Source organism: Schumannella sp. GW821-FHT10F01 (genome assembly GCF_058809295.1).
The window spans coordinates 188,890-209,947 of the sequence record NZ_JBXASM010000005.1; the positions used below are offsets into that span (position 1 = coordinate 188,890).

23 protein-coding genes are annotated in these 21,058 nt (G+C 73.5%); 5 read left to right on the plus strand and 18 right to left on the minus strand.

Annotated features, from left to right (window positions below):
• Positions 1-83: 83 nt before the first annotated feature.
• Together AC1RSJ_RS08250 and AC1RSJ_RS08255 are read right to left on the minus strand one after the other, a co-directional pair.
• The gene (locus tag AC1RSJ_RS08250) at positions 84-1,487 is read right to left on the minus strand and encodes a mechanosensitive ion channel domain-containing protein (RefSeq protein ID WP_493117878.1); all 1,404 of its coding nucleotides are present in this window, start codon (positions 1,485-1,487) and stop codon (positions 84-86) included.
• Entirely contained in the window at positions 1,484-3,622 is a 2,139-nt protein-coding gene (locus tag AC1RSJ_RS08255) for an adenylate/guanylate cyclase domain-containing protein (protein WP_493117879.1), read from the minus strand. Before AC1RSJ_RS08255 ends, AC1RSJ_RS08250 begins: the two co-directional genes overlap by 4 nt.
• A gap of 156 nt (positions 3,623-3,778) precedes the next feature.
• On the opposite strand from AC1RSJ_RS08255, the gene AC1RSJ_RS08260 reads away from it, so the two are divergent.
• The 3 genes from AC1RSJ_RS08260 (at position 3,779) to AC1RSJ_RS08270 (ending at position 5,445) form a co-directional block, all read left to right on the plus strand.
• On the plus strand, positions 3,779-4,426 hold the full coding sequence (locus AC1RSJ_RS08260; RefSeq protein WP_493117880.1) for a dienelactone hydrolase family protein: 648 nt from the start codon (positions 3,779-3,781) through the stop codon (positions 4,424-4,426).
• A 79-nt stretch (positions 4,427-4,505) separates the two neighbouring features.
• Complete coding sequence (locus AC1RSJ_RS08265; protein ID WP_493117881.1) at positions 4,506-4,913, plus strand: DUF4383 domain-containing protein; 408 nt, start codon at positions 4,506-4,508, stop codon at positions 4,911-4,913.
• A 25-nt stretch (positions 4,914-4,938) separates the two neighbouring features.
• Positions 4,939-5,445 (plus strand): hypothetical protein, encoded by a 507-nt coding sequence (locus AC1RSJ_RS08270; RefSeq protein ID WP_493117882.1) that lies wholly within the window; start codon positions 4,939-4,941, stop codon positions 5,443-5,445.
• A gap of 144 nt (positions 5,446-5,589) precedes the next feature.
• On the opposite strand, the gene AC1RSJ_RS08275 is transcribed toward AC1RSJ_RS08270, so the two are convergent.
• Entirely contained in the window at positions 5,590-6,882 is a 1,293-nt protein-coding gene (locus AC1RSJ_RS08275) for an ATP-dependent DNA helicase (protein WP_493117883.1), read from the minus strand.
• Positions 6,883-6,939: 57 nt separating this feature from the next.
• Between AC1RSJ_RS08275 and AC1RSJ_RS08280 the strand changes: the two genes are divergently transcribed.
• A complete protein-coding gene (locus AC1RSJ_RS08280) occupies positions 6,940-7,923 on the plus strand; it encodes a hypothetical protein (protein ID WP_493117884.1) in 984 nt (327 codons plus the stop codon).
• Between the two features lie 13 nt (positions 7,924-7,936).
• Here AC1RSJ_RS08280 and AC1RSJ_RS08285 read toward each other — a convergent pair whose 3' ends face one another.
• Positions 7,937-8,398 (minus strand): carboxymuconolactone decarboxylase family protein, encoded by a 462-nt coding sequence (locus tag AC1RSJ_RS08285; protein WP_493117885.1) that lies wholly within the window; start codon positions 8,396-8,398, stop codon positions 7,937-7,939.
• Between the two features lie 86 nt (positions 8,399-8,484).
• Between AC1RSJ_RS08285 and pdxR the strand changes: the two genes are divergently transcribed.
• The gene (pdxR, locus tag AC1RSJ_RS08290) at positions 8,485-9,939 is read left to right on the plus strand and encodes a MocR-like pyridoxine biosynthesis transcription factor PdxR (protein WP_493117886.1); all 1,455 of its coding nucleotides are present in this window, start codon (positions 8,485-8,487) and stop codon (positions 9,937-9,939) included.
• 79 nt (positions 9,940-10,018) lie between these two features.
• Here pdxR and AC1RSJ_RS08295 read toward each other — a convergent pair whose 3' ends face one another.
• The 14 genes from AC1RSJ_RS08295 to AC1RSJ_RS08360 all read right to left on the minus strand — a co-directional run.
• Complete coding sequence (locus AC1RSJ_RS08295; RefSeq protein WP_493117887.1) at positions 10,019-11,983, minus strand: bifunctional copper resistance protein CopD/cytochrome c oxidase assembly protein; 1,965 nt, start codon at positions 11,981-11,983, stop codon at positions 10,019-10,021.
• Between the two features lie 113 nt (positions 11,984-12,096).
• Positions 12,097-12,381, minus strand: a complete 285-nt coding sequence (locus AC1RSJ_RS08300; protein ID WP_493117888.1) for an HU family DNA-binding protein — start codon at positions 12,379-12,381, stop codon at positions 12,097-12,099.
• A 111-nt stretch (positions 12,382-12,492) separates the two neighbouring features.
• A complete protein-coding gene (gene rpsN / locus AC1RSJ_RS08305; protein WP_493117889.1) occupies positions 12,493-12,798 on the minus strand; it encodes a 30S ribosomal protein S14 in 306 nt (101 codons plus the stop codon).
• A gap of 3 nt (positions 12,799-12,801) precedes the next feature.
• A complete protein-coding gene (rpmG, locus tag AC1RSJ_RS08310; RefSeq protein ID WP_493117890.1) occupies positions 12,802-12,972 on the minus strand; it encodes a 50S ribosomal protein L33 in 171 nt (56 codons plus the stop codon).
• Positions 12,972-13,208: a 50S ribosomal protein L28 gene (rpmB, locus tag AC1RSJ_RS08315; protein ID WP_493117891.1), complete on the minus strand. Its 237-nt coding sequence runs from the start codon at positions 13,206-13,208 to the stop codon at positions 12,972-12,974. Before rpmB ends, rpmG begins: the two co-directional genes overlap by 1 nt.
• Positions 13,209-13,390: 182 nt before the next feature.
• Positions 13,391-13,873, minus strand: a complete 483-nt coding sequence (locus AC1RSJ_RS08320; protein WP_493117892.1) for a hypothetical protein — start codon at positions 13,871-13,873, stop codon at positions 13,391-13,393.
• Complete coding sequence (locus AC1RSJ_RS08325; RefSeq protein ID WP_493117893.1) at positions 13,870-15,285, minus strand: signal peptidase I; 1,416 nt, start codon at positions 15,283-15,285, stop codon at positions 13,870-13,872. Before AC1RSJ_RS08325 ends, AC1RSJ_RS08320 begins: the two co-directional genes overlap by 4 nt.
• On the minus strand, positions 15,258-15,881 hold the full coding sequence (locus AC1RSJ_RS08330; RefSeq protein WP_493117894.1) for a hypothetical protein: 624 nt from the start codon (positions 15,879-15,881) through the stop codon (positions 15,258-15,260). Before AC1RSJ_RS08330 ends, AC1RSJ_RS08325 begins: the two co-directional genes overlap by 28 nt.
• A 3-nt stretch (positions 15,882-15,884) precedes the next feature.
• The gene (locus AC1RSJ_RS08335; RefSeq protein ID WP_493117895.1) at positions 15,885-16,496 is read right to left on the minus strand and encodes a SipW-dependent-type signal peptide-containing protein; all 612 of its coding nucleotides are present in this window, start codon (positions 16,494-16,496) and stop codon (positions 15,885-15,887) included.
• A gap of 233 nt (positions 16,497-16,729) precedes the next feature.
• Positions 16,730-17,173, minus strand: a complete 444-nt coding sequence (locus AC1RSJ_RS08340) for a Fur family transcriptional regulator (RefSeq protein WP_493117896.1) — start codon at positions 17,171-17,173, stop codon at positions 16,730-16,732.
• Complete coding sequence (locus tag AC1RSJ_RS08345; RefSeq protein ID WP_493117897.1) at positions 17,170-18,042, minus strand: metal ABC transporter permease; 873 nt, start codon at positions 18,040-18,042, stop codon at positions 17,170-17,172. The genes AC1RSJ_RS08340 and AC1RSJ_RS08345 overlap by 4 nt, the downstream gene beginning before the upstream one ends.
• Positions 18,039-18,956: a metal ABC transporter ATP-binding protein gene (locus AC1RSJ_RS08350; protein WP_493117898.1), complete on the minus strand. Its 918-nt coding sequence runs from the start codon at positions 18,954-18,956 to the stop codon at positions 18,039-18,041. The genes AC1RSJ_RS08345 and AC1RSJ_RS08350 overlap by 4 nt, the downstream gene beginning before the upstream one ends.
• Positions 18,953-19,879 carry a metal ABC transporter solute-binding protein, Zn/Mn family gene (locus AC1RSJ_RS08355; RefSeq protein ID WP_493117899.1) on the minus strand — a complete coding sequence of 309 codons (927 nt, stop codon included), beginning with the start codon at positions 19,877-19,879 and terminating at the stop codon, positions 18,953-18,955. The genes AC1RSJ_RS08350 and AC1RSJ_RS08355 overlap by 4 nt, the downstream gene beginning before the upstream one ends.
• Before the next feature lie 188 nt (positions 19,880-20,067).
• A partial coding sequence (locus AC1RSJ_RS08360) for a dihydrolipoamide acetyltransferase family protein (RefSeq protein ID WP_493117900.1) occupies positions 20,068-21,058 on the minus strand: 991 nt, incomplete at its 5' end.

Sequence of the window (21,058 nt, forward strand, 5' to 3'; positions counted from 1 at the left end):
GGGGCCCGACCGTAGCGGCGGCGGCGGCGCGCCGGCTGGGGATCCGCCGCCCGCCCCGCGACGCGCGTCCGACCGGAGGCGGCTCAGGCCGTCGCGGATTCCTCGGCGCGACGGCGGTCGATCGCCTCCTGCAGGTCGCGGGCGAGCCGCGGCCGGCGCACGATCAGCTCGTCGACCACGTCGCCGGGCACCTCGAGCAGTGCGAGCTCGGTGGACGCGACGGCGTCCGCGCCGACCGCCTCGCGGGTGAGTGCGCTCGCGCCGAGGTAGTCGCCCGCCTCGACGCGGCCGACCGTCGCGCCGCCGTCGGCCAGCGGACGCGCGAGCCGCACCGTGCCCGCGAGCACGAAGAGCACGGCGGCCGGCACCGTGCCGGCGGGCATGATCGTCTCCCCCTCCGCGTACCGCCGCAGCCGCACCCGGGGCAGCAGCGCCTCCACGTCGTCGGAGGCCGGCGGCACCTGCAGCAGCGGCGCGATCCGCTCGAGGCTCGCCCGCGTCCGCTCCGGGGTGACGAAGTCGTCGGTGGTGTCGCCGTCGAGTCCCAGTCCGGCGCGCCGCGCCGCGTACCAGAGCCAGGTGCGGAACGTGTCGACGGCGCCGCCCTCGGCGGCCGGGCCCGGCACCTCGAAGCTCACGGCGTACGACGTGCCGCCGAGCGCGACCGCGGAGGGCGTCGTGCCGGTCACGAGCTGCGGCAGCCCGGTCGCGACCGCGACGAGCAGCGACTTCACCGCCGCGGGCGGATCGTCGGTGGTGAACCCGACCGTCACGGTGACGCCGAACGCGCCGCCGGTGCGGCTGAGGTTGGTGAACGAGCTGCCGGCGAGGGAGGCGTTCGGCACGATCTGCAGCCCCTCCCCCGTCTCGATGTGCACCGCGCGCCAGTTCACCTCGACGACGCGGCCGCGCACCGATCCGGTGTCGAGCCAGTCGCCGATGCGGAACGGCTGCTCGAACAGCAGCAGCAGGCCGGACACGACGCTGCCGGCCGCGTTCTGCAGCGCGAGCCCGACCACGATGGAGGTGACGCCGAGCGCGGTGAAGAAGCCGGCGACATCCGCGTTCCAGACCAGCTGGAACAGCACGGCGAGGCCGACGATGACGAGCAGGAGCCGGGCGATGTCGATGAAGATCGAAGGCAGCCGCTCTCGCCAGCTGCCCTCGCGGGCGCCGGCGAACAGGGCGAGGTTCACGCCGTTCAGCACGAACAGGATGGCGAGGAAGCCGAAGAGCGTCGCCACCAGGCGCGACCAGGTGAAGTCGGGCTTCTCGCCGGAGCCCTGCGTGGCGAGCACGACGACGATGAGCAGCGCCGCGCTCGGCAGGATCCAGTTGCGGCCGAAGCGGACGAGCTTCGCCGCCCCCGGCCGGCCGCGGTGCTCGAGCACGGCCGAGAGCTCCGTGAACAGGAGCAGCAGCACCGGCAGCCCGACCACCACGGCGAGCGCCGGCCAGAACCAGGGCTGCTGCCAGAGGTCGATCACGATGCGCTCTCGATGCGCCAGACCCGCTGCGGGCCGGACTGGGTGTCGACGCTGCCCGCCTCCGCGACCGCGAACTGGTCGGCCAGCCGGTCGATCACCCGCTGCGTCGCGTAGATGCCGGGCTGCGGCGCATCGCCCTGGAGCCGGTAGGCGAGGTTCACGGCGTCGCCCCACATGTCGAACACGACGGACGTGCGCCCGATCAGCCCGCTCGTGACCGTGCCGGTGTCGACGCCGGCGCGGATGCCGAGGTCGGTGCCCTGCGCCGCGTTGAACCGCGCCACGATGTCCGCGAGCTCGCGGGCGAACTCGACGACCCGCCGCGAGTTGTCGACGCGGGGCACCGTGAGACCGCAGCTGGCCAGGTAGCTGCGCTGGGTGTTGCGCACCTTCTCGATTCCGAACCGCGCCGCGGCCTCGTCGAACGACTTCCAGAGCCCGTTCAGCGCCCCGACCGACTCCATCGCCGAGCGGCCCGAGCCGAACCGGTCGACGCCGATGAGGTCCGCGAAGACGACGGTGACGTCCTGGTGCTCCTCGGCGATCGTCTCCTCGCCCTGGCGGTAGCGCTCCGCGACCGCCTCCGGCATCAGCGTCAGCAGCAGCCGCTCGTTCTCGGCGCGCTCGTCGTCGAGCAGGTCCTGCTTCACCTTGAGGTTGCGGCTCATGTCGTTGAACGCGGCGCCGAGGTCGCCGAACTCGTCGGCGCCGAGCACCGGGATCTCCGCCCCGACCTCCCCCGCGCTGACCCGGTTCACCGCGGTCTGCAGCGTGCGCACCGGCCGCACGAACACCTGCGCGAGCAGCAGCGACAGCAGCGCGATGAGCACGATGATCGCGGCCGTCGACAGCACGATGTTCCGCGTGAAGTCGTCGACCGGCCCGAACGCCTCGGAGGTGTCGACCTTCGCGACGATCACCCACTGCAGGCCGTCGATGTCGATCGGCGCGTAGGCGGCGAGCGTCTCCTTCCCCTCGTAGTCCCGGCCGATCACCGTGCCGGTCTGCCCGCGCAGCGCCCGGTCGACCGACGTCGTGAGCACCGGCTGCAGCTGCACGGCCCGCTTCGTCGCGACCTGCCGGTCCGCGACCGCCGGCGCCGTGCCCGCGGACACGACCGCGGCCCGGTACGCCTTCGGATGCTCGGCCAGCAGCCGCGGCATGCTCCGCAGCGTCCTGTCCGGCCCGACCAGCACCGCCTCGCCCGTCGTGCCGAGCCCGTCGCGCTGCCAGTGGCCGCCGTCGGTCATGACCTGGTCGATGGTCTCGACGGGCACCTGCACGGCGAGCACGCCGCTGATGACGCCGCCCTCCCCGATCGGCGAGGCCATCCAGGCCGTCGGCACGTCGAGCGAGGGCTGGTACGGATCGAAGTCGGTCACCGCCGCGGCGTCGATCGAGTTCGAGCCGAGCGCGGCCCGGTACACCGACGCGAGCCCGTCGTGCGAGTAGGGGCCGGTCTCGACGTTCGTGCCGAGGTCCACGCCCTTGTACGCCGAGTAGACGACGTCGCCCGTGGTGTTCAGCAGCAGCACGTCCTCGTAGCCGAGCTGCTGCACGAGCGCCCGGAAGTAGTCGTGGTACCGGGCATGCGCCGCCGACCAGGCGCTGCCGTCGCCGGCGTCGTCGACCGCGATCGACTTGTCGAAGTCGGTGAACGGCACCGTGTAATGCAGCTGCAGGTAGGTCTGCGCCGGGTCCGTCGGCTCGAACAGGGTCGGATCGCTCGCCTCGCCGGTCTGCTGCTCGAGTCCCGGCACGAACGTGTCGGCGTAGTAGGCGTCGACGGCGGCGGTGTCGGCGGGCGAGACCGGGGCATCCCGCAGGTCGCGCCAGCCGGCGTCGAAGGCCCGGACCGCCTCGACCGAGTTGTGGTTGCGGCTGTCGAGGATCACCGCCTGCTCGATGCCCGCATAGGTGCGCTCCAGCTCGGAGGCCCGCGACTCCCGCAGCGAGGTCACCTGCTGCAGCGCCGCCTCGCGCAGCGAGTCCCGCCCGCTGAGATAGCCGATCACCCCGACCACCGCGGCGGCGAGGATGCTCACCGCCAGCAGCATCACGAGCAGCTTGGACTGGATGTGGAGGCCCCGCCGCCGGCGCACGACGCCGACCGCCCCGGATGCCGTCTCGCTCATGCCGCCCCCGCCCCGCTGAGACCTGGGAGTCCCTGAATGATGGTCAGGCTAGACCGCGATCCGACAGGTGTACAGACCGATCGGTCCACCGATCCGGATGCCGCGGCCGCCGTCGCCTCACCGGCTCCCCAGCGGCGACCGCCTAGGGTCGGAGGCGTGGACGAGCTGGTGCCGCTGCCCGAGCCGGGCACGCCGCTGCGCTTCGGCTCCCCCGGCGCTCCCGCCGTCGTGATCGTGCACGACCGCTACGGACGCCTGCCGTGGCTCGAGCAGTACGCCGAGGCGCTCTCCCGCGTCATCTCGGTGCGCGTGCTCGTGCCCGACCTCTACGACGGCGTCGGCACCATCGATCCCGGCACCGCCGGCCGGCTGCTCGGCGCGCTCAGCGTCGAGCACGCGGTCGGCCTCGTCGACGACGCGGTCGCCCAGGCCCGCGGCGAGGGCTCGTCGCGCGTCGGGCTCATCGGCTTCGGCATGGGCGGGGCGCTCGCGCTGAACCGCTCCCAGCAGGGCACCGCGGATGCCGTGGTCGCCTACGACGCCACGCTCGGCTCCGCCGACCACACCCTCATCCCGGCCCCCGTGATGCTGCACCTCGCCGAGCACGCCATCTGGCCGGCCGGCTCGGACCCGGACGGCTTCGTGTCGCGGCTCCTCGATCACGGCACGCCGGTGACCCGGCACGAGTACGAGGGCGCCGCGCGGGGCTTCGCCAACGCGTCGGTGCCGGAGCTCGACGAGGAGGCCGCGGGACTCGCGTTCGCGCGTACGGCGACGTTCCTCTCCGACCAGCTGGGCGGGTGAGCGATTGCCGCGGAACCCGACCGCGGTTAGCCTGACCGCGGGGGGCGCTGCCCGAGCGCTCGGAAAGCAGGGGTGCGCGATGTCGTCATCGCCGAATCGGATCCTGGGCCTGGTCTTCGGTCTGCTGTTCATCGTGATCGGGGTGCTCGGCTTCTTCGTGACCGGCGGCGTCGGATTCTTCTCCGAGTCCGGCGGCACGCTGTTCGGCGTCTTCCAGGTGAACCTGTTCCACAACGTGGCGCACCTCGCCATCGGCCTCATCCTCGCGGTGGCGGCCCTCGCGAGCCGCTCATCGGCGAAGACCGTCAACACCGTCATCGGCGGCGCGTACCTGGTGCTCGGCATCGCCGGGCTGTTCCTCATCGACAGCGGCTTCAACATCCTCGCGATCAACGCGGCCGACAACGTGCTCCACTTCGCGAGCTCCGTCGTGCTGCTCGCGGTCGGCCTCGGCGCCGAGCGCCGCCCCGGCGCCCGCGTCGCCTGACCCGCGCCGCTCCGTGTCACCGGTCGTGCGCATCTGGCTCGGCCTGCTCGCGCTCGGCGCCGCGATCGTGCACCTCGGGATGGCGTCCGGCGCCCCCGTCGCCCTCGCCGTCGTGCTCGGCCTCGTCGCCGCGGCGGAGGGCACCTGGGGCGTCGCCTGCCTCGCGAGCGGCACACCGCCGCGCCCGCGCCTCGCGCTGATCGGCGCGCTCGTGCCGGTGCTCGCCTGGGTGGTCGCGCTGCTCGTCGGCAACGCCGCGCACCTCACGGCCGTGCTGCCCGAGCTGCGGCCCCTCCCGCTCGCGACCGCGTCGCTGTTCGACATCGGCGTGGCCGTCGGGATCGCGCTCTGGATGCGGCGCGGATCGCGGCCGGCCCGTCCGGATCCGCGCCCGCTGCGGTTCCTGGCCGGCGTGGCCGCGGGGGCCTTCGTCATCGCCGCGCTCGCGACACCGGCGCTCGCGTCCACGCGGGCCGGCGAGGGCGCCCCGGAGCACCACTTCGACTTCGACCAGCACCACTCCGGTGGCTGAGCAGCCCCGAGGGGCGAGGGGCGTATCGAAGCCCCGTGTCTGCCGACATCGGGCTTCGGTACGCGCGCTGGAGCGCGCTACCCAGCCATCGGAGTTGCGTCGCTGGAGCGCTGCTCGGCCATCGGAGTCGCGGGCGGACGAGGGCTACGCCCGGGCGGCCGGGATGGGCGCGACACGCTCCATGAACTCGCGCACCCGGGGGTCGACGATGATGTCGCTCGGCCGCAGCGGGCGGGTGAGGAACAGCCCGTCGAGCGCCGTGATCCGCGACAGCGCCACGTAGGTCTGCCCGGGGGCGAACGAGCGCGGTCCGAGATCCACGATCGCCTTCTCGTACGTCTGCCCCTGCGACTTGTGGATCGTCACCGCCCACGCGAGCCGGAGCGGGAACTGCTGGAACTCCGCCACGACATCCTTCTGCAGCGTCTGCGTGGCGGCCGAGTAGCGGTAGCGGTAGCGCTCCCAGATGGCCGGCTGCACCTCGTGCTCCTCGCCGCCCACATCGACGAAGACCGTGTCGCGCACCTTCGTGACCGTGCCGATCGTGCCGTTGACCCAGCGGCCGTCGGCGCCGGCGTCGTTGCGCAGGAACATCACCTGGGCGCCGACCTTCAGCTCGAGCCGCTCGTCGGCCGGGAACGTGCGGCTGCCGAAGTCGCCGGTGACCTCTGCGCGTGCGGTCAGCGCGCGTCCCGGCAGGCGCCCGAGCTGCTGCGCGTTGATGCGCGCCACGGTCGCGTTCGTGGTGGCGAGCGTGATCGTGCCGTCCTGCGGGGCCGGCCGGGATCCGACGCTGTTGAGACGATGCGCCATCTCGGCGGTCACCGTCCCGTGCCGCACGGCGGTGAGCAGCTGCTTGAACTCGAGCTCGTGCTGGCGGTGGATCGTGCCGAGCTCGAACATCGTGAGGTCGGTCTCGAGCCACACCTTCGCGTCGAAGAACCACATCGACCGGTAGCGATCCGCGTAGTAGGCGCGCTCGTCCTCGTCGCCCGGCACCGGGGCGAGCTGCCACGGGTCGCCGAACAGCACGAGCTGCACGCCGCCGAACGGCTCCTCCTTGCGGTTGCGCGCCTGGCGCAGCGCGCGGTCCATCGCGTCGAGCAGGTCGGCGCTGACCATCGACACCTCGTCGACGACCAGCGTCTCGATGGCGCCGAGCAGCTTGCGCAGCTCCGGACCCTGCTGCAGCTCGGTGTCGGCGATCACGCCGATCGGCAGACGGAACAGCGAGTGGATCGTCTGCCCGCCCACGTTTAGGGCGGCCACGCCCGTCGGGGCGCAGATCGCGATCGACTTCGACGTGTTCCACGACAGGTGCTCGAGCAGCGTCGACTTGCCGGTGCCGGCCCGGCCGGTCACGAAGATGTGCTCCCGCGTGGTCTCGATCCGGTCGTAGACGGCCTGCTGCTCGGGTGAGAGCGCGGGCAGCGGCATGACGACTCCGGTTTCCAGCTGGCGGGGGAGGCAAGCCACTCTACTTAGGATGTGCCCGTGCGCCGGTCCGTTCTCCCCTGGGTCGTGGCCGTCGTCCTGCTCCTCGTCGTGACGACCTCCGGCGTGCTCGTCGCGCGCACCGCCGTGTTCAGCGCGACGGCCTTCGCGAAGGTGTACCTCGACGCCCTGGCGCGCGGCGACGCGGCCGGCGCCCTCGCGATGCCGGGCGTCTCGGTGCCGGCCGCGCGCACGGACCTGCTCGGCGTCTCCGGCCTCACCGGCGCCGCGGATGCGCAGGTCCTCCGCGAGCGCGACGGCGGCGCCGGCATCCGCCTGGTCGACGTGGAGTGGCGACACACCGGCTCGGTGCACCGCACGACGCTCCGGCTGCGCGAGGAGCCCGCCGTCGCCGGCGTGCTGCCGCAGTGGCGCTTCGCGCAGAACCCGATCGCCACCGTGCGCTTCGCCGTCTCCGGCGGCACGGCCGTGCGCGTCGGCGGCCATCGGGTCGACACGGCCGCGGTCCAGCGAGGCACGCCGGCGGGCACGCCGTTCGCGATGCTCGTGCCGGGAGCCTGGAAGGTCGACCTCGGCGATCCGATGGTGACGGCCGACGCCGGCGACCTGGTGCTCGCCGACCCGGGTGCCGAGGCGGCGACCGACGTGGCGCTGGAGGCGACCCCGCGCTTCACGGCCGCGGTGCGGAAGGCCGTCGGCGGGGTGCTGGACGCCTGCGCCGCCCAGACGGTGCTCTACCCGCCCGGCTGCCCGTTCGGCGAGGCGGTGACCGACCGGCTCGCCTCGACGCCGGCCTGGACCGTGCCGGACCGGCCGTCCGTGCGCCTCCAGCCGGTCGACGGCGCCGACGCCTGGATCACGATCCCCTCCCCCGGCACCGCCCACCTCGCCGTGGAGGTGCGCTCGATCTTCGACGGGGCGGTCTCGGACCTCGACCGCGACGTGGAGTTCACCGCGAGCTGGGACGTGCGACTCGACGGGGGCACGGCGAAGCTCGGGGCGCTGCGCGACACGGACGGCTGAGCCTGTCGAAGCCTCAGCCGGCGGCGGCGGCAGACTCCAGCGGCTCCTCGGGCTGCATCCGCGTCGGGATCGCGATCCGGTTCCAGAGGTTGATGAGCCCGACCGCGAGGATCAGGTCCCCGAGCTCCTGCTCGCTGAACGCCGCGAGCCCCCGGCCGTAGAGGTCGTCGGAGACGCCGTCCTCGCCGATCGCGGTGATCGAGTCGGCGAGCTCGAGCACGAGCCGCTCCCGGAGCGTGAAGAACTCCGAGTGGCGCCACGCGGCGACGGCGGACACCTTGCGCTGCGGCACCCCGTCCCCGAGCAGGTCGGCGGCGTGCGCATCGACGCAGTAGTTGCAGCCGTTGACGATCGACGCGCGCAGGAAGGCGAGGTCCTTGAGCACCGGATCCACCGCGTCGTCGATGTACTGGTTCAGCGCCACCACCTTCCGGTAGCCGGCACCGCTGGTCTGGGAGATCGAGATCCTGGTCATGGCTCCGATCCTGCTCCGGATGGCGGCCCATCCCCAGGTCCGATCGGCACTGGATCCGATGGGCCAATGCGGGATACGCTCCGCGCGTGGAGCTGCATCTCACGCTGCCGGACTCCGGCGAGCTCGTCGGACCCCTGTTCCGCCAGCTCGCGGACGCCATCGCCGAGGGCGCACTGCTGCCCGGCGAGCGGCTCCCCGCGACCCGCGCACTGGCCGCCGAGCTCGGCATCGCCCGGAACACCGTCGCGGCCGCCTACGACCGCCTGCTCGGCGAGGGGCTCGTCTCCGCCCGCGTCGGCGCCGGCACCTTCGTGTCCGGGCCGCCGCCGGTTCGCCGGCGCCGGACGCCGCGCGCCGCAACCGCACTGGAGCCCTCGCCGCTCCTGCGCCGCCTGCTCGCGGAAGCGGACCCGGGGGCCACCGTGCCCGTGCCGCCGACGGCGTCCCCGGTGCCGGTCGTGCACGACTTCGCGGTCGGCGTGCCCGATCCGGCGTTCTTCCCGGGCGACGAGTGGCGGCGGGAGGTCGCGCACGCCCTGCGGCCCACCTCTCCCCTGCCCGGCGGCTACGGCGATCCCGCCGGCGTGCTCGCGCTGCGGGAGGCGATCGCGCGGCACGTGCGCCTGAGCCGCGCGGTCCGCGCGGATCCGGACGACGTGATCGTCGCGTCCGGCGCGCAGGGTGCGATCGCGCTCGTCGCGCGCGCGCTGCTCTCCCCCGGCGACGTCGTGGCCGTCGAGGAGCCGGGCTATCCGCCGATCCGCGAGCTGCTCGCCGTGCTCGGCGCGCGCGTCGAGCACGTGCCGGTCGACGGCGAGGGCATCCGCGTCGACCTGCTGCCGCCGCGCGCGCGGCTGGTCTACACGACGCCGTCGCACCAGTTCCCGCTCGGGCATCCGATGTCGCGGCCGCGGCGCGAGCAGCTGCTGGCCTGGGCGGACGCCCACCGCGCCGCGATCGTCGAGGACGACTACGACAGCGAGTTCCGCTACGGCGGACGCCCGCTCGACGCCCTGCACTCGCTCGACCGCGCAGGCCGGGTGGTCTACATCGGCACGTTCTCGAAGTCGCTGCTCCCGGGCCTGCGGCTCGGCTTCGCGATCGTGCCGCCGTCGCTGCGTCCGGCCGCGCTGCTCGTGCGGCGCACGGGCGAGCACGCCCTCGACCCGGTGCCGCAGACCGCGCTCGCCGCGCTGCTGGAGTCCGGCCGCTTCGCCGCCCGCGCCCGCACCGCCCGCCGGCACTACGAGGCGCGCCAGCACGCCCTCCGCGCGGCGCTGGCCGACCGGCTCGAAGGCGTGCTCGCACCCCTTCCCGCCACCGCCGGCCTGCACCTGGCCGCGCTGCTCGCGCCGGATGCGGCGGTCAGTGCGCGGCGGCTCCGCGACGCCGCCGCGGCGTCCGGCATCCGCGTCGAGGCGCTCGACGAGTACCACGTGCACCGCCCGGAGCGCAGCGGACTGGTGCTCGGCTTCGGGCGGATCGACGCCGAGCGCATCCCGGACGGCATCGACGCCCTCGCCCGCATTCTGCGGCGCTGAGCCGGCGCCGGCCCGGCGCTGCACCGGCGCCGGCCCGGCGCTGCACCGGCGCCGGCCCGGCGCTGCACCGGCCGTACGGCTACGACCGGCCGGCGCGCTCCGCGAGCATCGCGTTGTAGGCCTCGAGGTCGGCGTCGCCGTCGCGGTCGGCCTTGCGGTCGACCCGCTTCGCCTCGCGGGCGTCGCTGCGCGCCCAGAGCACAGCCACGAGGATCGCCAGCGACACCGTCGGCACCTCGCCGATGCTCCACGCGATGCCGCCGGCGGCCTGCTGGTCGGCGAGCGGGGTCGCGCCCCAGGTGCGGCCCATCGCGCCGAACCAGTCCGCCAGGAACAGCCCGGTCGAGCTCATGATCGCGAGGCCGAAGAAGGCGTGCATCGCCATCGTCGCGAGCAGGATGAGCAGCCGCAGCGGATACGGCGGCCGCGAGCGCACCGGGTCGATGCCGACGAGCGTCTGCACGAACAGGTACCCGACGACGAGGAAGTGCACCGTCATCCAGATGTGCCCGAGGTGATCGGTCGTCGCCCAGCGGAACAGCGGCGAGTAGTAGAACACCCAGAGCGACCCGGCGAAGATGCCGGCGGCGACGAGCGGATGGGTGAGCACGTTCGCGATCGGCGAGTGCAGCGCCCAGAGCAGCCACTCGCGCGGCCCTCGGCTGCCGTCGTCGCGCTTGCGGATGGCGCGCAGCGCGAGCGTCATCGGCGCGGCGAGCACGAAGAAGATCGGGATCGCCATGCTCAGCAGCATGTGCACGGTCATGTGCACGCTGAAGAGGTACTCCTGGTAGACGTTCGGCATGCCGTTCGTCGCCCAGAGCAGCAGCGCCATCCCGACGATCCAGAGCGCGGTGCGGTGCCACGGCCAGCGGTCGCCGCGGCGGCGCAGGCGCACGACGCCGAGCACGTAGAACAGCGTGCCGAAGCCGACCACGAGCACCCACAGCAGGTCGAGGTTCCACGACGTGATCCAGCGGATCGGCGTGAGCTCCGGCGGGAGGGCGCGGTCGGTGAGCAGCTCTGCCGGCGTCGGCGACGTGATCTCGCTGGTGCCGGTGTCGGCGACCGGCGGCGCCGTGGCCGCGAGCGCCGCGGCGGCGCCGGACGCCACTCCCATGAAGACGAGCTCGGCCGAGACGAGGATCCAGAACGTCCGCGCGCGCGCGCCGGCGGCGATCCGGCCGATCAGCGCGCGGCGCTGCGCGGCGCCGAACAGTCCGAGCGCGAGCAGCGCCGCCACCTTCACCAGCACGAGGAGCCCGTAGGGCGTGAGCAGGTTCGGCAGCGACCCGACGCGCACCGACGCCGACACGTACCCGGAGGCCGCCACGACGACGAAGGAGATGAGCGCGAACGTCGAGTAGCGCGCGAGCACCACCGGAAGCCGGTCGCGGTCGAGCACCCCGCGCAGCAGGGCGATGGTGACGAGCCCGCCGAGCCACAGCGCCGCGAACATGAGATGCAACCAGAGCGCGGTCGTGGCGACGTCGTGCGTCGAGCTGTCGCCGGCGTGGCCCTCGTTCGACAGCCGCACCAGCCCGGCCACGGCGATGACGACGGCGCCGAGCAGCAGCTTCTGGCTGCGCACCGCGAAGCAGACGACGGTGAGCAGCGCGCCGGCGAGCGTCATCACGAGCCAGGCCTGCCCGAGCGAGCTGCTCGCGAACTGGCCGAGCGAGGTGCCGTACGACGGGTCGAGGCTCGGGGCGACGTCGAAGCCGCTCCAGAACACGAACACGCCGGTGGCGGCGGAGGCGACCGTCCAGAGGGCGGAGCCGGCGGCCGCGATGTCCATCGTCCGGTCGTAGGCGCGCTCCCCCTGGCGCAGCGCGAGCACGGCGAGCGCGAGGGCGCCGACGACGACGGCGACGCTGAGGTCGACGAGCATCCGCGACACCGGGGCGCCCCAGCGCGCGACCACGCCCGGATCGATGCGGAGCGGGGAGGTGACGGCGCCCCCGAGGATCAGCGCGGGGATGACGACGGCCACCGCGCCCGCGAGGAGCGCGGCGGGACCGAGGACCCTGACGGCGCGCTGCACCCCCGGATTCTACGGCCGCGCGGCTGGGGCTCTCCCCGGATCGCGGGGCGCGGGGACGCGAAAGGGGGCGCCGACCTCGCGGTCGGCGCCCCCTGGCGTGGAGCGGAGGAGCCTTACTTGGCGGCGGCCTTCAGCTTCGAGCCCGCGGAGACCTTGACGCCGGTCGACGCCGCGATCTTGATGGCCTCGCCGGTGGCGGGGTTGCGACCCTCGCGCGCGGCGCGGTGCACCTGCTCGAAGGCGATCCAACCGGGGATCGAGACCTTCGTGCCCTTGCCGACCGACTGCGAGACGACGCCGAAGAAGGCGTCGATCACGCCCGAGACGGCGGCCTGGCTCTGGCCGGTCTCCGCCGCGATGGCCGAGACGAGCTCGGACTTGTTGAGGGTGTCAGCCATGGATGTCCTCCTGGACCTTCTCTGGGTATGTGTGAACTCCGCGGATCCCGTGTCGTTATCTCACGGAGTCCCGGGATTCCAGGCCTTTCGGGCCCGGAACCGCGTCACAACCTACCAGGAAGACTTGGTGATGCCGGGAAGCTCTCCCCGGTGCGCCATGTCGCGGAACCGGACGCGGGAGATCCCGTACTGGCTGAGGACACCGCGCGGGCGGCCGTCGATGGAGTCGCGGTTGCGCAGACGGACCGGCGACGCGTCGCGCGGGAGCTTCTGCAGACCCAGGCGGGCCTCCTCACGGGACTCGTCCGTGCCGGCCGGGTCGACGAGCTGCTTCTTCAGCTCGAGACGCTTCGCGGCGTAGCGCTCGACGATGACACGGCGCTGGTCGTTCTTCGCGATCTTGCTCTTCTTCGCCATGGGTCAGCGCTCCTCTCGGAACTCGACGTGCTTGCGCACGATGGGGTCGTACTTCTTCAGCACGATGCGGTCGGGGTCGTTGCGGCGGTTCTTCTTGGTCACGTAGGTGTACCCCGTGCCCGCGGTCGAACGCAGCTTGATGATGGGACGGACGTCCTGAGCCTTCTTGGCCATCAGATCTTCTCCCCTCGGCCGAGGATGTCCTTGACGACAGCCTCGATGCCGCGGGCGTCGATCACCTTGATGCCCTTGGCGGACACGGTCAGGGTGACGTTCCGACGCAGCGACGGCACGTAGTAGGTCTTCTTCTGCACGTTGACGTCGAAGCGGCGCTTCGTCCGGCGGTGCGAGTGCGACACGTTGTGTCCGAAGCCGGGAACGGCTCCGGTCACCTGGCACACGTTGGCCATGGTGGTTCCCTTTCGGCTACCGTGCCGCGGAGGTTCCGCGGCACCCAAGATCACTTGTCGGCACCCCGATACCGTCCGTCCGCGGCGAGCGCGGCCGTCCGGCGGGGCACAAGAAGAAGCGCGGCACGCCGCGCAACCCTCCGATGCTACCGGACCCCTGTGGTATCGGCAATTCGGGGCGGTCAGGCGCCGCTCGCGCAGGTCCAGCTCACGATCGCGCCGAGGACGCTGATCGTCGAGAAGCTGCCGTTCGGCGCCTGCGCCGAGGTCCATGACCCGTAGTTCGCCGACACCGCCACCATCGACGTGCCGCCGAGGCTCAGCAGCGTGCCGGTGCCGATCGAGGCCGTCGTGGTGCCGGCCGGCACGATCACCGCGCCGGTGCCGGCGCTGCCGGCCCACGCGAAGGTGTAGCTCGTCGGCGTGCTGCCGACCGGGGCGGTCCAGGTGTAGCTGATCGGGCCCGTGAGCAGTCCGGACGGCGCGACGCACGTCAGCTTCGTCGGCGCCACGATCGCGCGGCTCGTCGCCGTGCCCGTCATGACCTCGGTGTCGCTCCAGCTCGCGGCGGTCGGCCCGACGGCGGCGCCCGCGCCGAAGCCGATCCCGGCCGCGAGGAGCGCGGCCAGGACGACGCCGGAGACCGCGGCCCGGCGGCCCGTCACGAGACGCCTCCCGTCCGCGCCGCCGCGTCGCCCGAGGACGCCCGCCGCCGGCGGAGCAGGCGGGCTCCACCGGCCAGCAGCAGCCCGGCGGCGATCGCGCCGAGGGCGCCGAGCAGCGCGGGCGCGGCGTCGAGACCGGTGATCGGGAGGCCGCCGGGTCGCGCACCGCCGCCGGACCCGGTGCCGCCGGGCGCGAGCCCGCCGGCACCCACGCCGGCGGAGTCGCCCTCCGCCCAGGCCTGCAGGCGCAGCGGCGCGGTCGCACCGGCCGCCGCGCCGTCGCGGGTCACCCGCACCAGCGCCCAGCGGGGCGCGTCGATGGCCGTCGTGGCGAGCTGCCGGGCGTCGAACGCCGTCACCGGCGACACCGCGTCGGCCACCGGGGTGCGCGGCAGCCACAGCTCCGTGCCGCTCGGGCAGGCGCCCGCCTCCCAGCGCTCGGCGCAGCCCAGCACCTCCACGTCGAGTCCGGAGGCCGCAGCCGGGTCGCCATCGAGTCCCAGCCCGATGTGCACCGTGCCGCGCAGGTCGCCGTCCGTCATCCGGGTCGTGTCGACCGCGACGCCGACCTCCCAGTCCGCCGACTCCGCGGGCGCGAGGTCGGCCATCGTGTCGGCGTCGCCGACCGACGTGAGCACGAGGTAGGTGGAGCGCACGACGCGCTCCTGCGTCGCCGCGGCCGCCGGCAGCGATCCCGCGCCGATGGACGCGGCGGCGAGCAGCCCGAGGGCGGCGGGCACGGCGGCGCGGAACGCGGTGATCGTGATGCGGCGGCGCGGGGGGCCAGGGGCGGTCTCCTCGTCGGCATCCGGCTCCTCGCCGGCGTCGCGGCCGTCGCGGCCGTCGCGGCCGTCCTCGCCGGCATCATGGCCGCCGCCACCGTCCGCATCCCCGTCCTCCGGCGGCCGGCGACGCGGCCAGAACGCCCAGGTGACCAGCGCGGCGGCACCCAGGGTGATGCCGCCGAGCACGAGCGGGTTCGAGAACCAGACGACGACCCGCGCGAGCCCCGGCACCGACCACCAGACGATCCGCACCGTCGACACGACGTACGGCGCCGGGTCGTCGACGGCGTTCGCGTCGCCGCGGAGCGTGATCGTGCGGAAGCCCTCGGCCCCCGCGGTGCGGTCGATGCCGACGACGCGGTGGGTGATCGGCAGCTGGCCGTCGCGGTCGACGGTGACCACGTCGCCGAGCCGCACCTCGGAGGCGGGGATGCGATGCACGACCGCGAGCGAGCCGGCCGGGATGGTCGGCGACATGGACCCGGTCGAGAACATGATCAGCGTGACGTGGAACACGGTCGCCGCGACCACGGCCGCGATGCAGAGCACCCCGGCCGCGGCGGCCAGCCACAGCGCGACGTCGACGATCCGCCGGCGGATCACGACGACGTCCCGGTGATCGTCCACTGCGCGGTCGCGGTCTTCGCGGCGAGGCTCGTGGGGGCGGCGGTCGGCAGCGACAGCTCGAGGCAGAGCGGGGTGGTCGAGGCCTGGTTCGCGACGAGGGAGATCGTGCCGGCCTGCTGGGCCGTCGTCAGCGGCACCGTCGTCGCCGTGCCGCCGACGAGGAACGTCGATCCGCCGGTGAAGGCCGTGGCGTCGCAGGTCGCCGAGAGCACGGCCCGGTAGCGCAGCGCCGCGCCGAGCGTCGCGGCGTCCGCGCCCCCGAGCGTCGCGCCGGACAGCGCGGCCGTGCCCGCGACCGACCCCGGGATCGTGCGCAGCAGCACCGGCGTGTAGCCGGTCCAGCCGGCGTACACGCCGACGGCGTCGAGCGTGAACGCGGCGCCGGGCGCGGTCGGGTGATCGGCGAAGCCGGTGCCGGCGACGTTCGCCTGGATGCCGAACGTCGACGCGGTCAGCCCGCCTCGCGTGTACTCCGCGTCGCTCCAGCTCGCCGCCGTGATGCCGGCCGTGAGGCCGAGCACCGTCGCGGCGGCGAGCGCCGCCCGGAGCCTGACGCTCCGGGACAGCCGGGACGACGACGTGCCGTCCCCTCCCATCCGCTACTGCGACTGCGCCGCGAACTGCCAGGTCGCGGTCGTCGCGGTGCCCTGCGTGATGCTCGCGCCGGCCGTGATCTTGAAGCACAGGTTGGTCGGGACGGGCGTGGTCGCCGCCGTCAGCGTGAACGTCGGCGCGGTGCCGCCGGTCGTGGTGAGCGCCGTGCCGGCGGGCACGAGCGTCGTCACGGCCGTCGAGGCGGCGCTGCAGCCGAACGTGCTCGTGGTGAACACCGTGTAGGTGTACGCCGCGGCCTCGCCCGTGGTGCCGGCCGTCGTCAGCGTGACGAGCGCGTTGTTCGTGGTCGCGCTCGTGAGCTGCACGGCGAACGGCGCGTACGCGATGTCGCCGGGGGAGAGCTTCGAGGCGTTGGCCGACATCGTCATCGCGGCCGCGCCGGTCGAGGTCGTGTGGTCGCTGAATGCGGCGCCGTCGGTGCTGCCCTGCAGGTTGAACGTGCCGGCCGTGAAGGTGCTCTTCGCGAACTCGGAGTCGTTCCAGGCCGCCAGCGTCACCGCCGCTCCGATGCCGAGGACGAGTCCTCCGGCCAGGATCGCGGCGATCCTGCGTCGAGTCCAGCTGCGCCGCGAGGGCGCGCTCGTGTCCGTGGTCATGCTGGCTCCCTGATCGCCAATCGCATGCCGGCGGGACGGCTGGTTGCGGAGAGCACTCGGGCCCACCCCGTCCGCCGATCTCCTGCAGAGGAGCGTACGCGCCGCTCACCCGGATGTCACCCCGCGGCCGCACGCGCGCGGGTCAGCCCGGAGGCGCATGCGGACGACCGTTCGCGGAGCGGATCAGGGCGTTCGCGCGGCGGATCGCCACCCCCGGTGATCCGCGACCCGGATCAGGCGGTCGACGCCCCGGCGCTCGGCGCTCCGGCGGTCGACGCCCCTGCCTCCTGGCGCGCGGTGCACTCGGCGCAGAGGCCGAAGACGTCGACGACGTGCTCCGGCTGGGTGAACCCGTTGCGCGCGGCGACGGCCCGGGCCCAGTCCTCGACCTCGTCCGCGGCGATCTCGACCGTGCGGCCGCAGCTGCGGCAGATGAGGTGGTGGTGGTGCGTGCCCGGTGTGCAGGCGCGGTAGAGGCTCTCGCCGTCCTGGCGCAGCGCATCCGCCTCGCCCGTCTCCTCGAGGTCCGCCAGCGCGCGGTACACGGTGGCGAGCCCGACCGCCGAGCCGGAGTCGCGCAGCGACGAGTGCAGCGACTGGGCGCTGACGAAGCCGTCCTCCCGGCCGAGGGCCGAGCGGACGGCCTCCTTCTGCCAGGTGTTGCGACGCGCGGTCATGCTGCCTCCGAGATCGCCGCCAGGATACGTCGCTGCCGGCGGCTCCTGCCGAGCGCGATCAGCCGGGCGATGCCGTAGATGGCGAACGAGATGGTGGTGACGTACGGGCTGATCGGGATGCTCGCGCCGAGCGCGAGCAGGATGCCGCCCACGAGCGACAGCGTCGCGAACCCGGCGCTGAGCAGCGGGACGCCGACGGGGGACGACGTCAGCCGCATCGCCGCCGCGGCCGGCGTGACGAGGATCGACAGCACCAGCAGCGACCCGACGATCTGCACGCTGACCGCGACCGCGAGTCCGAGCAGCAGCATGAAGCCGAGCGACAGGCCCCGCATCGGCACACCGCGGGCCGCCGCGACGTCCGGGTCGAGGCTCGCGAAGGTCAGCGGGCGCCACAGCACGACCAGCCCGGCGAGCACGACCGCGCAGATCACGAGCAGCGTCGTGAGCCGCGGGTCGTCGACCGCGACGATCTGGCCGGTGAGCAGGCCGAACTTGTTGGCGGACCGCCCGGAGTACAGGCTCAGGCAGAGGATGCCGAGGCCGAGCCCGAACGGCATCAGCACGGCGATGATCGAGTTGCGGTCGCGCGCCCGGGCGCCGAGCAGGCCGATGAGCGCCGCCGCGACGAGCGAGCCCGCCACCGCGCCCTGCACGACGCCGATGCCGAGCAGCAGCCCGGCGGCGGCGCCCGCGAAGCTCAGCTCGCTGATGCCGTGCACCGCGAACGCCATGTCGCGCTGCATCACGAACACCGCGATGAGCCCGCCGACGATGCCGAGCACCGCGCCGGCGATGATCGAGTTCTGCAGCAGCACCAGCAGAGCGCCGTAGTCGGAGAAGTCGAAGATGTCAGACCAGTCGATCATCGGCCGGCCTCCCGCCCCGCGGCGTGCCCGGCATCCGCGTGATCGACCGCCTCGCCGTCGCGGTGGCGGGTGTCCGCCGGTCCGCTCGGGTCGTGCAGGTGCGGGGCGCCGGCCTCGGGCGCGTGGTCCTCGTCGTGATGGTGCGGATCCTCGATCGCGCCCGCCACGACGACCCGGCCGCCGGTGCGGAGCACCTCGACGGGGGAGCCGTACAGCTCGCTGAGCACGTCGGAGCGCAGCACCTCGTCCGGGGTGCCGATGCGCGCGTGGCCGTTCGCCAGGTAGAGCACCCGGTCGACGTAGTCGAGCACCGGGTTCACGTCGTGCGTCACGAACAGCACGCTGACGCCCCGGTCGCGACGGCGGCGGTCGATGAGCTCGCTCACCTCGTACTGGTGGCGCAGGTCGAGCGAGAGCAGCGGCTCGTCGCAGAGCAGCAGCGCGGGATCGCCGGCGAGCGCCTGCCCGATCCGGAGCCGCTGCTGCTCGCCGCCGGAGAGCAGCCCGACCGGCACCCGCGCGTACCGGGTCGCGCCGACCTCGGCCAGCACCGCATCGATGCGCTCGCGCCGAGCGGCACTCGGCAGCCCGGTTCCCCAGCGGTGGCCGTCGACGCCGAGCCCGACGAGGTCGCGGGCGCGCAGCGGCATCCCGGCGTCGGCGAGACGCTGCTGCGGCACGTAGCCGATGCGGCGGTCGCCGCGGTGCACCGGCGTGCCGAGCAGCCGGGCCGTGCCGCCGCTGAGCTGGTGCTCGCCGAGCACGGTCTTGAGCAGGCTGGTCTTGCCGGACCCGTTCGCCCCGAGCACGGCGACGAACTCGCCCGGCGCCACGTCGAGGTCCACGTCGCGCCACAGCACGCGGCCGCCCAGTGCGAGCGCCGCGTGCTGCAGGGACAGGACGGAGTCGGTCACGCTCCGACGCTAGCGCCGACCGCGTCCGCGATCTTCCCGATCAGGCCGCGCTGCCACGCGACGTAGTGCGTGCCGGACGGCAGGGTCTCGGTGACGGGGACGACCGGGATGTCCGCCGCCTTCGCCGCGTTCACGACGGCCTCCGTCTGCGGTCCCGACGTCTGCGCGTTGTAGACCAGCGCCGCGACGCGCTGCTCGCTGAACAGCTTCAGGGTGTCGTCGAGCACGAGCGCGGGCACGTCGGTGCCCTCCTCGACGGCCTCGCTGAACTCGTCCGGGGTGCGGTTCTCGAAGCCGGAGGCCTCGAGCAGGTAGAGCGGCACCGGCTCGGTGATCGCGACGCCCTGCCCGGCGGCCGCGGTCTTCAGCTGCGCCTCCTCGGCGATCAGCCCGTCGAGCTCGGTCGTCAGCGCGGCCGTGCGGTCGGCGACCGCCGCCTTCTGCTTCGGCTCGGCCTTCGCGATGGCGTCGCCGATCGCGGCGACCACCTTCTTCACGGTCGGGTAGTCGTACCAGACGTGCTCGTTGAACTCGCCGGAGTCGGGCGTCTGGTCGAGGCCGCTGAGGTCGACCGCGTTGAGGACGGTCGCGCCGTCGTTCTTCGCGGACTTCAGCATCGTGTCCATGAAGTCGTCGTAGCCGCCGCCGTTCTCGATCACGATGTCGGCGCGGGAGAGCGCGAGCTGCGTGCGGGCGTCGGCCTCGTACTCGTGCGGGTCCTTGTCCGGGTCGTCGATGACGCTCGTCACCTCGACGGCGTCGCCGCCGACGGTCTCGGCGAGATCGCCGTAGACATTCGTGGAGGCGACGATGCGCACCTTCCCGTCGTCCCGGGCGCCGGCGGAGGAGGTGGCGCATCCGGACAGGAGCAGGAGCGCGGCGGCGCTCGCGGCGAGCACGGGCACGAGGAGGCGGCGGGTCATGCTCCGACCCTACGGCTTATCGAAAACGATTGTCAAAACGGTTCTCGATAAGCGGCGTTCGAGCTGCGGCCGGACCGAGCCGGACGGTTTCGGCGCTTGCGGACGGGTACGCCGATCCGGATGCGCCGAAACGGGCCAGGTCGGCCGTCCGGATCGGCGGACGGGGGCGGCGCGCGGCCGGACCCCGCTCAGTCGAGCAGCAGGGCCGGCTCCTCGAGCACGGCCGCGACGTCCGCGGTGAAGCGGCTCGCGACATCCCCGTCGACGACGCGGTGGTCGAAGCTCGCCCCCACGGTCGTGACGAACGCGGGGCGCACCTCGCCGTCGACAACCCACGGCTTCTGCTTGATCGCGCCGAGGGCCACGATCGCGACCTCGCCCGGATTGAGGATCGGCGTGCCTGTGTCCATGCCGAACGAGCCGAGGTTCGTGATCGTGATCGTGCCGTTCGACATGTCGGCCGGGGTCGACTTGCCGTCGCGCGCGGTCAGGGTGAGCTGGTTCAGCGACTCGGCGAGCTCGCGCAGGCTCAGGTCCTGCGCGTCCTTGATGTTCGGCACGATGAGCCCGCGCGGGGTCGCGGCGGCGATCCCGAGGTTCACGTAGTGGTGCACGACGATCTCGTGGTCGGTCCACGACGAGTTCACCGTGGGGTTGCGCCGCACGGCCCAGATGATGGCCTTCGCCATCACGAGCAGCGGGCTGACGCGGATGCCGGCGAACTGCGGCGAGTTCTTCAGCCGCTGCACGAACTCCATCGTGCGCGTCGCGTTGACGTCGCTGAACACGCTGACGTGCGGCGCCGTGAACGCCGACGAGACCATGGCCTTCGCGATCGCCTTGCGCACGCCCTTCACGGGGATGCGCTCCTCGCGCTCGCCCGCCCACTCGGGCGTCTCGAGGTTGCGGAACACGCTCGCCTGCGAGGCCTGGCGGATGACGTCGTCGCGGGTGACCTCTCCGGCCAGCCCGGTGGCGGTGACCGTCGACAGATCGACGCCGAGGTCCTTCGCGAGCTTCCGGATCGGCGGCTTGGCGATCACCGGCGACGCCGAGGCGGCGGGCACGGAGGCGGGACGCGGGGTCGGGGCGGGTGCGGCCGGCGGCGTCGCGGGGGCGGATGCCGGAGCCGCGTGGGCGCCCACGGGCGCGGCGGCTGCGGCCGGGGCGGGGGTCGTC

Bases quoted from the DNA above. Each gene is read 5' to 3' on its own strand.
- AC1RSJ_RS08255 (WP_493117879.1), bottom strand. From the start codon at position 3,622: ATGAGCGAGACGGCATCCGGGGCGGTCGGCGTCGTGCGCCGGCGGCGG.
- AC1RSJ_RS08265 (WP_493117881.1), top strand. From the start codon at position 4,506: ATGTCGTCATCGCCGAATCGGATCCTGGGCCTGGTCTTCGGTCTGCTG.
- AC1RSJ_RS08275 (WP_493117883.1), bottom strand. From the start codon at position 6,882: ATGCCGCTGCCCGCGCTCTCACCCGAGCAGCAGGCCGTCTACGACCGG.
- AC1RSJ_RS08285 (WP_493117885.1), bottom strand. From the start codon at position 8,398: ATGACCAGGATCTCGATCTCCCAGACCAGCGGTGCCGGCTACCGGAAG.
- AC1RSJ_RS08300 (WP_493117888.1), bottom strand. From the start codon at position 12,381: ATGGCTGACACCCTCAACAAGTCCGAGCTCGTCTCGGCCATCGCGGCG.
- rpsN (WP_493117889.1), bottom strand. From the start codon at position 12,798: ATGGCGAAGAAGAGCAAGATCGCGAAGAACGACCAGCGCCGTGTCATC.
- rpmG (WP_493117890.1), bottom strand. From the start codon at position 12,972: ATGGCCAAGAAGGCTCAGGACGTCCGTCCCATCATCAAGCTGCGTTCG.
- rpmB (WP_493117891.1), bottom strand. From the start codon at position 13,208: ATGGCCAACGTGTGCCAGGTGACCGGAGCCGTTCCCGGCTTCGGACAC.
- AC1RSJ_RS08330 (WP_493117894.1), bottom strand. From the start codon at position 15,881: ATGGGAGGGGACGGCACGTCGTCGTCCCGGCTGTCCCGGAGCGTCAGG.
- AC1RSJ_RS08335 (WP_493117895.1), bottom strand. From the start codon at position 16,496: ATGACCACGGACACGAGCGCGCCCTCGCGGCGCAGCTGGACTCGACGC.
- AC1RSJ_RS08340 (WP_493117896.1), bottom strand. From the start codon at position 17,173: ATGACCGCGCGTCGCAACACCTGGCAGAAGGAGGCCGTCCGCTCGGCC.
- AC1RSJ_RS08345 (WP_493117897.1), bottom strand. From the start codon at position 18,042: ATGATCGACTGGTCTGACATCTTCGACTTCTCCGACTACGGCGCTCTG.
- AC1RSJ_RS08355 (WP_493117899.1), bottom strand. From the start codon at position 19,879: ATGACCCGCCGCCTCCTCGTGCCCGTGCTCGCCGCGAGCGCCGCCGCG.